A 12526-nucleotide genomic window follows, 5' to 3' on the forward strand; every position below is an offset into this window, starting at 1 on the left:
ATATACCTCTTTAGAAAAAGCATTTTGTGAAATAGAAAATATCATCAAGATTAAAATTATCTGTTTTAACATCATTACTTATTACTATCTAAACTTAATGACTAAAAGTTGTTATTCAACTAATATAATGAATCTGAAACTAATTTTCCATATACTATACTCAATTAATATGCAGCGAGCCTTATATTACAAGCAAGAATTACAAGAGTATAATATTCGTTCTGTTATAAAGATGCAGTCATAATATCAGGTATAACCCTTTCAAATAGAGTTAAATCAGAATTAAATAAATTCTATGAAATATAAATAACTTCAAAAGATAATAGTTTTATTCCTTAAGGACATAGTTATGACCATTCCATCTAAGTACATAAGATGAACCACAAAAAATATCTCTCATTCCTTGAGATATAATGTTCATAATACCTATTGATGTACACATATAGCTAACATGAATTTCTTCATCCGAATTATCAAGAACTATACTAAAAGTTAGTATTGGCTGATTACCATTCTCAATATTACTCTTTTCACATTCTTTATCACCAAAATCACAAGCAACTGCTGGCATTATGTTACTATAAGAATACTTAATTACATCAGCTAAGTTATTATCATTAACATTTACTTGAACTTCTCCATCTAACATTGTTATTTCAGGATTTTGTTCTTTTATTGTATTAGCACTAATTAATATATTAGCTTCTTGTGTATCTGCTAATACAAACTGTGTTAGAAATAGAAAAATTAAAATTATAACCCTCATCATGCTATCTCCTTAAATCCTTCTCTATAATATATTTGGATATTTTGAGCAATCTCTCGTTTTGTAATATTACCATCTTTATTTCTATCATGCCCTTGATTCTTTTCATAAGCCTCACTACCTCTAGAATAAGCAATATAATCTAAATTTTGCTTTATTAAAGAAGGAGTAAAAATCGCACAGTACACATCTTCTAAAACCCAATCTTTTGTTGGAACACCTACATTTTTTGCTGTCATAACAAAATATTTTTCAACATATTCTAATTGAGCTATCACCCCCATTGTTGCCAACGCTTGAGTAGTAGTACCTAGAGCTATAGCTGTACCTCTCATAAATTGGATTAAACCCGTTGCAGTCGAACCAGGGTTTTTAATAGCAGAATCAAAGGTTTTAACAGTTTCTAAAGCCATACATGCCATAATAAAATTAGGGTCAATTTGTAAGTCCTTTCCCATTTTTATAATTCTTGATCTAAATTGCTCTGCAACTGTATTACCATAACGCTTAATCACTCTTTTCATCCATATGAGTTTCATATCAGTAGATGTAGTTGATATATACTCTACAAAAGTAACAGGATGAAAATGATAAACTTCTGTACTATTGGCATGTCCCACTTTCTCCCAAAAAGATAGTTTTAACATACGCTTTGTTTCTTGATCAAGTAATGATTGACCAAACAGTAATCTAACGCCTGTAATAAACGGAGAAATTAGAATTTTTGTAAAGCATGCAATTAATGAACTAGTATCTACTCTCCACTCTGTAGGGTGATAAGCTATAAATTTACACCATTGATCCCGTAAATCTGAATCTTTTAATGCTGTTTGTAATTCGCTTTCATCTATCTTGCCATCCTTATTAGTATCTATTTGAGTATGTATATCTTTAAAGATTTGTGGCATTTTATCTAAATCTAAATAGCCATCAGAGTTTGAATTCGTTTCTTTAACTACTTGGAATCCTAATTTTGTCCATTCATACTGATTAACCACTTCTGGACTAGTTGCAGTTTTTTGAACACGCCCTGAATGCTTTTCAGCAGCTATTACATACCACTCTTTACCATCAGGGTCTTTTTCTAGGGTAAGTTTATCAATAGCAAATACGTGATCTCGCGTTAAAGTATAACTTGCAGCAGGACTAGCTTGTGGTGTAGTAGTAGCAGGCTGAGTACCTGTAGCATTTGCTGTGGCAGGTGATTGTGGTATAGGCTTATCAAATAAACCTGTGCCTTTTGGTAATCTTATATATTGCTTACCATCAGTTAATTTTAAAGGGTTATTTAGTAAAACATTTACATCTTTTTCATCACTAATAAACACTTCAACATGGACTTGTCGCTTGCTTTTTTGCTCACCTGTTTGGGTGGGAGTTTCATATAGCCCCATATAGCCTAAAGCATCGCCTGCTTTTATATCAATATCGCACTTAATAACAGAATTAAATTGTTTAGGCTCTAACTTTTCAATAATAATTGATTTACCTGTGTCTACTGTAGTCCAAAAAACGCTAGGTATTGCAACAGGTTCACCTTTAGCGTAGGAAAATTGTGCACCAGCAGCAGGTTTACATTCAGCTAATAAAACTGATGGTTTTCCATCTGTACTTTGAATTAATTCAACTTTATCACTTTCATAAGTAAATTTATTGCTAGCATTAGCGTTAAGTACTGCTATACGATTAACACGTTTTTCTAAATCTGCTTTGCTGGCATAAATTTCTAAGCCACTAGCATTTTGTTGGTCTTTGCTAGCAGGGCTTACTCCAGCAGTTACTGTACCCTGCCAATAGTTGGGTCTCGTTTTTTCTTTTGGTGGTGTAGGTAATTGCGGTAACGCTTCAACAATATAACGGTTATTACCTGAACGAATAGGTACCCATATAACATCACCTACTTGCTTTACTGTAGTAGAACCTTTAGTAACACTACCTGATTTAATAGTGGCTTTAAGGTCAGTTATATTACCTGTTGTTTTTAAGGTATCAGCATTAATTTCTGCTTCTATAGTTGCACCATCAGAAATGTAGCCTATCGCCTGGCCACCTTCCCCTCTAAACTTTTCTCTAACATTTAAATTAGTAGCTTTGATAGTAAATATTTGTTTTTGTACTTGTTTCTTCTCTCCTTTTTTAGGCAAATAATCTTCATAAGCACTAAGATGCATATAAAGGCTATAGAATGTTAGTTTGTAGCTATCTGTGTTTTTCTTAGCCTTATCACCATCAGTATTAGATGGCTGATTATTATTAGTTGTTTGTGCCGTTGCGGGTTGAGTAGGAGTATTTGGCGTAGCAGCTTGTGGCATATCAAAGAATGGATTTCCTCCACTTTTTAATGGATTACCCTCTTTATCTAACAAAGCAATAAAAAATTCTTCTGTAATATTTTCTTGTTGTACTTTAGCGTAATAGTAATCACCATGCAAAGTTTCACTCACATTAATAATATTTAACCTTGTACCACCTGCATATTTATCATTGTTTGCACCTACTTTGCCATCAGTAACTGAGTATCTATTACGAGAGCCACCTTTTATAGTAATTTGTTGACCATTTAATTGTGATGCTGTTTGCTGTACCCTTTGTTGAACTTCCTGCTGCTTTTTAGCTTCTGCTTCTTGTACTTTTTGTGCCTCTGATTTTTTAATTTCATATTCATGTTTTATTAAGCAGAAACCTGTACTATAACGGTGTTTAATTGGTTCAGCCAAAGTTTCGCCAGTAACTGAAATCGTTTGCTCAACATACTCATGTACATCATTTAGTCGATAGGCAACTACCTTTCCATCAGCAATAGCTCTAATAGGTACATCATTCACACACTGAGGAAATTTCTTATTAGTGAAATGAACACCACCATGCCATAATCTATTAGCACTTAATAAATAGTAACCACTGTCTTCATCTGCTAATAAACCATAAAGCTCATCTGCCGTATATTCTTTACCATCAAGTTGAGCAACTGGAAATTTAAGACTACTATTTATAGCTGTATTTTTTTTCTCATTTCCATTACCAGTATTGTTAGGATCTATCAATCCTGAAATGTCATAAGTTGCAGGATCTACAGGCGTACCTGATAAAGGAGCACCTGCTGTCCCCCCAGTTCTAATTTCAAAATGTAAATGGTTACCTGTACTACCACCTGTAGTTCCAACAGGTCCTACACTACTATTTTTTGTAACATGGGTTCCCTTTGCCAATGGAGACCTTGTTTGCATATGAGCATACAATGTATGTACTATACTTCCATTATTATGATGTTCTAATACTATATAATTACCATAACCATTTCTATCAAACCCCAGATGAATAACTTCTCCATCTGCAGCTGCAGGAATAGGGGTTCCCGCTGGAGCAGGCCAATCATCTCCCTTATGAGGTCTTACACCTCTTGTTCCCAGTGGGTCATTCCTAGCTACTGAAAAACGACTTCCTCTTCTGAAAGGTGTCCCTGGATTATAGTATGTAGCCATAATTACTTCCTTCCTTAAGTACTAAATCTTAAATTTTCCTATTTAATTTCTATAACAAAAATCTTGCTTAATTTGTTCTCAGTTATTCATCATAAAAATCACAAAATAAAATAGATTTTTTGTGGTCATTCTGATTAGGTATTAAAGAGGGATATTTAGGAGATTTAACATTTGGGTCAAAATTTATAATTTCCATATAATTACTTAATTGTTTCTTAACTGTTTCAACATCATCTTTAAAATAAATTGCATAAATTGACATATTATGAGGTATGGATACTTTTTCTACAGCTAAACCATAATAAGTATCGTCAATACAATAAGTGGCTAGTGAATCTAACTCACATGGTCTCAGTTTTCTTTCTATAAAATAGGGTGTTCTAGATAGATTAACCTCTTGACTATATTGATCAAAATAAATACCTTTTAACTTTCCCATTTGATCACAATGTAATAATCCCTCAAATTGTTCTTCCAAGGTAGTAGCAGAACTATTAATAACCCAAAAAACAAAAGTTAAACTTATTACTATTTTAGAAAAAAAGTTAGCCATTTTTACCTCCTATTTAATAACTACTCAGAAAACAATACAAACCCTTTCCAAATTGGTGGGGTATCTGTCTCTTCAACTGCTGCCTCTTTAGCAAAAGGCAATAATGGATTTGCAGGTGTACCTACCATGGGAGCACCACCTGTAAATTGTGGTGTTGTCATCCATATACCTGCTGGGTTTAACACTATATGTTGGCCACCTGCTTTCAGTGTTAGAGATAAACCGCCATCCACTACACATTGCTCACCTGCCTTAAGATGAATTTCCATACCTGCTTCAGAAGTATAGATGGTACCGACACTGGTATGCTCTTCTTGAGCCACTGTCTTATGATCGTTCATTAGTATCTGTGTTTTACGATCCAATTCTGTTAAGTGATGTTCTTCACTTTCATTCTTGGTATATCTGTTTTTAACGATAGTCTCACTGTGTTCATTTTGCACTTGTAAATGGCTATTATTTCTAACTTCTATGGTGTGGTTGTTTTTGGTCAATTGGTCGAAGTCTTTTTGGGCTTGTATAAAGATTTGTTCTTCATCTGCCTTATCTTCAATTCTAAATTCATTGGAGCCTACACCACCTTTCGAGGAGGAGGTTTTGAATACTGATCTGGTTTTGTTCGCTGGTAAATCATAAGGAACTTTGTTGACTCCATTATGAATAGCACCTACAACTATAGGGAAATCTGGATCACCTTCTTCATATTCTACAAGTACCTCCATGCCTACTCGAGGAATTACCACAGCACCATAGCCATCATGTGCCCAATTAGAAGCCACTCTTACCCAATGACTTGAATTTTCATCATAATTACCTTCTCTATCCCAATGACATTGAATTTTTATTCTGCCATATTCATCACAGTAAATTTCTTCACCTGCCGCACCTGTTACTATGGCCGTTTGTGCGCCTAGCACTTTAGGTTTCGGATGCAGCTTTTGTGGTCTATAAGGTACATCTTGGGGAGTTAATACTGCTACATTTCGATAACCCTGCGAGAAGTCCTCTAAAGGAAATTGCAATTGCGAAGAAACAGGGTAATTAAAATATTTATGGAGCTGGCTTGTTGCCATAGTACTATTAGCTGATGTTGTATCACCAAAAGCTTCCAGTACCGCAGGTTGTTTGCCTGCATGTCTAATTTGATTGATTAGCCAAGGTTGTTCTGTATCAGGTAGAGGGTGGTTATCTACAGTAATGTAGAGTCCTGCATGCAGCCCTATTACATCACCATAGGCTTCGGCAAGGATTTGACTTGCTCTTAGTCGTTCTATTTCTACTTTGGCTAGATGGTCTGCTCTAGCTTTGTCCATATGACGACTAGGATAATCATAACTTTCTAAACTTGGTTCTATCGCTTCATTGGCTTTAGCACTTTGAGTACCTGCAAAATTGCCTTCTGGAATTTTCATGTTTTGGAAGTTGTAGTTACGCCATGAGGCTTCGGTGGTGCAGCTAGATAGCCCTATATCAAAACGTTTAAGCACTCTTTCATCGGCTACAAAGCCTGTATCACTAATATATTTAATAGCTTGAGCTAAGGTAGGAAAGAAGGGATTTGCGTCAGCAAAGGTGAGTTTGTGCTGTTCTTGACTATGTTCAAAGTAATAAAAAATACCCTCACTTTCCGCTAAGTGGTTGATAAATTGATAGTCTGTTTGGTCGTATTGAGTGCAGTATTCTCTGATTGGGTAGGTGTCTTTAAGTTTGAATTCAAATTGAGCACCTTCTTGCATTCCATATTCAGTAAGAATTGCTGAGATAATTTCAGGTACTGTTTTATCACGGAATACCCGTTGATTAGTACGTTTTTTAAGATGGGTTAAGGTAGGCGTTAGGATAACTTTGTAGGTGGCATAGTGTTGCCCTACTGCGCCGCGCTTAACCGATTGGATTACACCATTGATTCCTTCTGATTTGTCTGGATTAAAGGCTAGAAAAGCAGGTTTACTAAGCAGTTGGGTAATATCAAAACGGATATGGTTACAAACTAAGGTAATTTCAAAGGCATAATCGCTAGAAATAGCTTCTATTCCTTCGAAAGCTAGCACTTGTAGCTTGGCATTACTTTCTACGCCTTCAACATCTAAGCTAAAATGCGTGCTATTAGCTGAGTCAAACATAAATACTCCATTATATCTCTTAATCCCTAGGTACTACTCAACCCTAAAGTAAATCACTTAAATAATATTTTTGAATACTAGTATTAGTTTTACTTATCTGCAAGTTAATTTTATTATAATATGGTGATGATTATCACTTTTTTAGATTAATTAAAGCTTAATTTGATTGTACAGCAGGGTAATAATACAGCGAATGACCTACGGCTTCTTCGCCTGGATCGATAATTTCAAATGAGATATAAATTGGAGTCTGTGGGGGCATTTTATTTTTCTTTAAGGTTTCGTGAGATAAGTATTCATCAGGTGAAAAACGACGACTAGCCACTATCTGCCCATTTAAATCAGTAAAACGTAACTCTATTACTGGGAATGGTTGGAAAACGGTTAAATCATTACGAATAATCGCATCAACATTTAGCACCCCGTCATGTTGTGGATTGCTTCTTACCAATAGCTGACTGGTGATAATTTTTTGCACATCTACTAAATCAGGTATATCACACCACAAATAACTACAGACTTGCTCAGCCCAAGCTCTATTAGCTTCTATTTTTGACATTTCAGGGGCTGCATAGCGTAAATACTGCCCCAATAATACCAACACTGCCAGTAAAGTTAATATAGTCCATAATAGGGTATGTTTATTGACTATTTTCGACTTAGATTGACTAGGTATTGAAAAATCCACATCTGATACTTTTTTAAGGCGATTACCATAAATATCAGTGGCTACACCATCTTCTATAATTAGCTGATGTTTTTCATCAAGGGCGGATGACTCCTCCTCAAGCACTAATGCTTGCTGAGAATTAACCGTCTCCAACGATGAAGCATTAATATTAGTTAATACCGTGGTAATATCTTTACTTTGTTTAGCAATTAATTCTGCATCATCTAATTGTAATAACTCATCAAAATCAATCTTATCCAGAGCCGCAACAATATCAGCATCAATATATGTTTTATTGGTGGACACTTCCTCAGCAGTAAATAAACTTTGTTGGGTGGCTAGCTCTTCACTAGCAAAATTAAATTCACTAGCTTCTACCGCTGATTCATTAACCGATTTAAAATCCACAGAAAAAGTAGTCAATGTATCAACTACTTTATTCCAATAATCATCAGCATGATCTGTTTTAGCTTGTTGTGTTTTTTCTGGTTGAGATGCTTTTTGTTGATGATTGGTAGAAGCTTGCTCAATGGTTGACTCAACAGGCTCTGTGACAGATCTTAAGGTTTGATAAACAATATAATCATTGCCATTAAAGACATGCTTACAGAATCCGCAACGCAATGCTCCGCCCGCAGCAGAGAGCAAATCATCCGTGACGAAGAAGCGCACCTTACAACTAGGGCATTCAATAATATACTTATCAGTCATTGCGTATTAGTTCTGGTTACAAGCTCGACATTTTAACGACTTATTCATTAAAAAGAAATGCTGTTACCACAACCCATTAAGAAAAATTAGTGTTAACTGAAAGATACAGGTAAAATACTGCTTTTTTCTTGTCAGTAGTATTAGGTAGCAACTTCCATGACCACACTTTCAGTCAATCAAAACAAACTACAAAAACGCCTGCGTCGCTTAGTAGGTGAAGCTGTGGCTGACTATAATATGATTGAGCAAGGTGATAAAATTATGGTCTGCCTTTCAGGGGGCAAAGACAGTTATACCCTACTGGATATTCTACTATACCTGCAAAAAGTAGCGCCCATTCAATTTAGCCTAGTTGCTGTTAATTTAGACCAAAAACAACCCGGCTTTCCAGAACATATATTGCCTGCTTACTTAAGCTCGATAGGTGTTGACTACCATATTATTGAAAAAGACACCTACTCAATTGTTAAAGAAAAAATTCCTGAGGGAAAAACCACCTGCTCACTTTGCTCACGCTTAAGACGCGGCGCACTTTATACCTATGCCGATGAAATTGGCGCCAATAAAATAGCCCTTGGTCATCATCGTGATGACATTGTAGAAACTTTTTTCCTTAACCTATTCTACGGTGGTACTTTAAAAGCAATGCCGCCTAAACTATTAGCAGATGACAAGCGTAATATTGTAATCAGACCGCTAGCCTACTGCATGGAAAAAGATATTGAAAGCTATGCAGCTCTTAAAGAATTCCCTATTATTCCTTGCAATCTATGTGGCTCTCAAGACAATCTACAACGCCAAGTAGTAAAAGAAATGCTAAATAAATGGGAGAAAGACCATCCAGGCCGTGTTGAAATCATGTTTCGTGCATTAAAAAATGTTGTACCTTCCCAACTGGCTGATACAAAACTCTTTAACTTTACCGACCTAAAAATAGACGAGCAAGCCACTCCACGATTTATCGACTTAATGCAACTCTAATTAATCATAAAAGGTTTCGTTTCTTCAGGCTGGCACAACTGATTTAAAGCAACCACCCAAGAAGGTGTATCGTTTAAACAAGGAATCAACTCAAAACTGCTTCCGCCAGCCGCTAAAAACTGTTCACGACCACGAATTCCAATCTCCTCCAAAGTCTCTAAGCAATCAGCCACAAACGCAGGTGACATCACCAATAAACGTTTTACACCCTTAGCCGCTAACTCATCCAAATGCCTATCCGTATAAGGCTCAATCCACTTAGTACGACCTAACCGAGACTGAAAAGAAACCGACCATTTATCATCAGGTAAGCCTACCCGCTCAGCAAATAACTCGGCTGTTTTTAAACACTGTGTACGATAGCAAACATCAATATGCTTTTGATCTATCTGGCTGCTATGGGTTGCTTGCAAATTATGCTGACTATCCTTAACCAACTTATGAATATGCCGCTCAGGAACGCCATGAAAGCTAAACAACAAATGATCAAAATCCTGTTGCATTACTTCCTGCGCACTACTTACCAACGCATTAAGATAACGAGGCTGATTATAAAAAGGCGCTAACAACTTAAATTTAAAGGACAAACCATGCCCCTTCACGACCCTTTTCACCTCTTCCAAGGCAGTAGTCACCGTACTCTCAGCAAATTGTGGATAAAGCGGTGCCAATGTCACCTGCTCTACACCTTGCTTTTTTAACCCTAATAACACCGACTCAATACTAGGCTCACCATAGCGCATTGCCAATGCTACTGGCCCATGCTGCCAATGTAACTCCATCATCTTCTGCAAACGCTTACTTAACACCACTAATGGAGAACCTTCACTCCACCATATACTTTGATAAGCATGCGCCGAAGCCTCTGGACGCTTGATTAAAATCATTGACACCAATAGCTTACGAATAGGCCAAGGCAAATCAACAACATAGGGATCCATTAAAAACTGCTTTAAATAAGGCTTAACATCCTCTGTTTTTGGAGACTTTGGTGAACCCAAATTCATTAACAACAATGCGTGATTTGACATAAAATTCCTCAAAAGAACAGCTACCACATCACCATGCAATAACTGCTAATCAACCCAAACTACTTATTCATATCGTGCAAACTGCCACCTTTACAAAGCGGGCTTTCAGGAACTGTTGACAAACCTTCACGCTGCCACTCACTCATCGTATAAGCATGAATAGCCAAACTATGAATCTGCCGCATAATATCCCCTAATGCAGCATAAACTTGCTGGTGGCGCTTAACCCTAGGCACACCCTCAAATAAATCACTTACTATAATCACCTTATAGTGCGTTTCCTCACCTCTATGGTGAAAATGGCTTTCATCCTCTACCACAAAGTGCTTAGGTGAAAAAGCCGCTACTAGAGCGGCATCAATACGATCTTGCATAATATCTACTTAGCGTGTTCTCTTTAAAGGCACTTTTAATTCCTTAGCCATACTTTCAATAATATTGTTAATTTGAGGAGCTGCATTCTCCATCACCTTCTTATGAATCAACTGCTCAGTTTGCATCGTAACCACAGGTAATTGCTTCAACATTTTTTGGCCAGTTGGCGACTCATAAAACTCAATCAACTGAGCTAACTCAGCATCAGTAAAATTAGTAGTATATAACTTAACCACATCTGGCTTAATCACATCCCAACCAATCGCCTTATCTAACACAGCATTTGCTTGACCTTGATAACGCTCCAACACAGATAACTTACTTTCAGGCGCCTTACTTACCTCAAACAACTGATTAAGCATAGTTTGCACTTGCATATAAGCAGGTGTAGTCAGCTTATCAGCATGAATAATTTCTAAAAATTTAGCTGCTTTCTGATCATAAGACATTGCCGCAATAGACTGCTGCGCAGGTGTTAACTTTGGTTTAGCCGACTCAGTAGCACAACCAGCCGCCAACACAATTGCACCAGCAACACAAACATTACGTAATAGGGTTGAAATCATCATTCACATATCCTTCTTTATACTGGGATGTTTCTATACAAAAACATATATTAGATTATTTTACTGCCCAACGTCCATAAAATACTCCACTCTTTAACAACCAAATGTAACAATATTAATCCCACTCAACACATTGTAATAACTTCTTCCTATACTCCCACTCTCACCTAGACAATCGTCTAAAACAGATATTTATTTAACGCTAAATGTAATAAATTATGCACTAACCATTAACCAACCTGTAAAAGATTGTTATCATAGCCATCGACAAAGACTATAGAGATAAACCATAGCCTACTCAAAAAAAGGTTTGCAATGAATATTCCCAACTTACTAACGGTTGTTCGCGTTGTTCTGATACCGATATTTGTACTTATCTACCTACTGCCGTTTAATTGGGTTTACCTTGTCGCTAGTATCATCTTTGCTATTGCCTGTATCACCGATTGGTTTGATGGCTACCTAGCCAGACAATGGAACCAAACTACCCCTTTTGGTGCGTTTCTAGACCCTGTAGCAGACAAACTAATTGTAGCAGTAGCCCTTGTACTACTAGTAGGTAGTCATTCACGTGTCATACAAGGCACCATGGTAAATCTCTGTCTAACCCTCTCCGCAATCATCATTGTTGGCCGTGAAATTGTAGTATCTGCCCTCAGAGAATGGATGGCCGAACTAGGTGCACGTACCAACGTGGCTGTATCCAAACTAGGTAAATGGAAAACTGCTGCCCAAATGCTCGCACTTATTATCCTACTAGCTAACCCTCCTAAACTTACGACATGGGTAATTACTGGCTACATACTACTAGGTATAGCCGCCATTCTTACCATTTGGTCAATGATCCACTACTTAATGGCTGCATGGCCTTACCTTACAAGCGAAAAGACAACTAAAAACGAACAAACCGACAAATAACTATTGACACCCATAGTGGTTACTATAAAATTAGCAACCTCAAATAAAGCGGAAGTAGCTCAGTTGGTAGAGCATAACCTTGCCAAGGTTAGGGTCGCGAGTTCGAATCTCGTCTTCCGCTCCAATTATTTATATAATTTATTGTTTTAGTTAGATTTTATCTAAAAAGATATAAAAACAACCCCTAAACAGACCCCTAACTATATATCCTTATATAGTTAAGTTTTTAATTGATCTAATCATTTGATTTTATTCTTATCTATATCATATCCAACTGCTTTCATTTCATTTGCTAAAGCATACTTCCATGAATCACTAGAGTCATTAAGAGTCTATAAAATCCCTTGAAG

10 protein-coding genes and 1 tRNA gene are annotated in these 12526 nt (G+C 36.5%); 3 read left to right on the top strand and 8 right to left on the bottom strand.

Annotation, left to right across the window (positions count from 1 at the left end; all coding sequences use genetic code 11):
* Positions 1–328: 328 nt before the first annotated feature.
* From JHT90_RS10175 to JHT90_RS10195, 5 genes are all read right to left on the bottom strand, one after another.
* Positions 329–769, bottom strand: a complete 441-nt coding sequence (locus tag JHT90_RS10175; protein WP_201090667.1) for a hypothetical protein — start codon at positions 767–769, stop codon at positions 329–331.
* Complete coding sequence (locus JHT90_RS10180) at positions 766–4248, bottom strand: peptidoglycan DD-metalloendopeptidase family protein (protein ID WP_201090668.1); 3483 nt, start codon at positions 4246–4248, stop codon at positions 766–768. Before JHT90_RS10180 ends, JHT90_RS10175 begins: the two co-directional genes overlap by 4 nt.
* Before the next feature lie 82 nt (positions 4249–4330).
* On the bottom strand, positions 4331–4801 hold the full coding sequence (locus JHT90_RS10185) for a hypothetical protein (RefSeq protein ID WP_201090669.1): 471 nt from the start codon (positions 4799–4801) through the stop codon (positions 4331–4333).
* Positions 4802–4821: 20 nt separating this feature from the next.
* A complete protein-coding gene (locus JHT90_RS10190) occupies positions 4822–6924 on the bottom strand; it encodes a type VI secretion system Vgr family protein (RefSeq protein WP_201090670.1) in 2103 nt (700 codons plus the stop codon).
* 157 nt (positions 6925–7081) lie between these two features.
* Positions 7082–8305, bottom strand: coding sequence for a DUF3426 domain-containing protein (locus JHT90_RS10195; RefSeq protein ID WP_201095836.1), 1224 nt, complete (start codon positions 8303–8305; stop codon positions 7082–7084).
* Between the two features lie 156 nt (positions 8306–8461).
* On the opposite strand from JHT90_RS10195, the gene ttcA reads away from it, so the two are divergent.
* Entirely contained in the window at positions 8462–9286 is an 825-nt protein-coding gene (gene ttcA, locus JHT90_RS10200; protein ID WP_201090671.1) for a tRNA 2-thiocytidine(32) synthetase TtcA, read from the top strand.
* On the opposite strand, the gene hemH is transcribed toward ttcA, so the two are convergent.
* The 3 genes from hemH to JHT90_RS10215 are packed head-to-tail and all read right to left on the bottom strand — an operon-like array spanning position 9283 to position 11261.
* A complete protein-coding gene (gene hemH, locus JHT90_RS10205; protein WP_201090672.1) occupies positions 9283–10317 on the bottom strand; it encodes a ferrochelatase in 1035 nt (344 codons plus the stop codon). The two genes, ttcA and hemH, sit on opposite strands and share 4 nt — an antisense overlap.
* A gap of 59 nt (positions 10318–10376) precedes the next feature.
* Positions 10377–10691, bottom strand: a complete 315-nt coding sequence (locus JHT90_RS10210) for a BolA family protein (protein ID WP_201090673.1) — start codon at positions 10689–10691, stop codon at positions 10377–10379.
* 9 nt (positions 10692–10700) lie between these two features.
* Entirely contained in the window at positions 10701–11261 is a 561-nt protein-coding gene (locus JHT90_RS10215; protein ID WP_236253911.1) for a DUF2059 domain-containing protein, read from the bottom strand.
* A 312-nt stretch (positions 11262–11573) separates the two neighbouring features.
* Between JHT90_RS10215 and pgsA the strand changes: the two genes are divergently transcribed.
* Positions 11574–12176, top strand: coding sequence for a CDP-diacylglycerol--glycerol-3-phosphate 3-phosphatidyltransferase (gene pgsA / locus JHT90_RS10220; RefSeq protein ID WP_201090674.1), 603 nt, complete (start codon positions 11574–11576; stop codon positions 12174–12176).
* A 48-nt stretch (positions 12177–12224) separates the two neighbouring features.
* A tRNA-Gly gene (locus tag JHT90_RS10225) sits at positions 12225–12300 on the top strand.
* Positions 12301–12526: the final 226 nt, after the last annotated feature.

It is taken from the genome of Entomomonas asaccharolytica (assembly GCF_016653615.1).
Taxonomy (GTDB): domain Bacteria; phylum Pseudomonadota; class Gammaproteobacteria; order Pseudomonadales; family Pseudomonadaceae; genus Entomomonas; species Entomomonas asaccharolytica.

Excerpts from the sequence above, each read along its gene's own strand:
- JHT90_RS10180 (WP_201090668.1), bottom strand. The coding sequence starts at position 4,248 with ATGGCTACATACTATAATCCAGGGACACCTTTCAGAAGAGGAAGTCGT.
- JHT90_RS10190 (WP_201090670.1), bottom strand. The coding sequence starts at position 6,924 with ATGTTTGACTCAGCTAATAGCACGCATTTTAGCTTAGATGTTGAAGGC.
- ttcA (WP_201090671.1), top strand. The coding sequence starts at position 8,462 with ATGACCACACTTTCAGTCAATCAAAACAAACTACAAAAACGCCTGCGT.
- JHT90_RS10215 (WP_236253911.1), bottom strand. The coding sequence starts at position 11,261 with ATGATGATTTCAACCCTATTACGTAATGTTTGTGTTGCTGGTGCAATT.
- JHT90_RS10175 (WP_201090667.1), bottom strand. The coding sequence starts at position 769 with ATGATGAGGGTTATAATTTTAATTTTTCTATTTCTAACACAGTTTGTA.
- hemH (WP_201090672.1), bottom strand. The coding sequence starts at position 10,317 with ATGTCAAATCACGCATTGTTGTTAATGAATTTGGGTTCACCAAAGTCT.
- JHT90_RS10210 (WP_201090673.1), bottom strand. The coding sequence starts at position 10,691 with ATGCAAGATCGTATTGATGCCGCTCTAGTAGCGGCTTTTTCACCTAAG.
- pgsA (WP_201090674.1), top strand. The coding sequence starts at position 11,574 with ATGAATATTCCCAACTTACTAACGGTTGTTCGCGTTGTTCTGATACCG.
- JHT90_RS10195 (WP_201095836.1), bottom strand. The coding sequence starts at position 8,305 with ATGACTGATAAGTATATTATTGAATGCCCTAGTTGTAAGGTGCGCTTC.
- JHT90_RS10185 (WP_201090669.1), bottom strand. The coding sequence starts at position 4,801 with ATGGCTAACTTTTTTTCTAAAATAGTAATAAGTTTAACTTTTGTTTTT.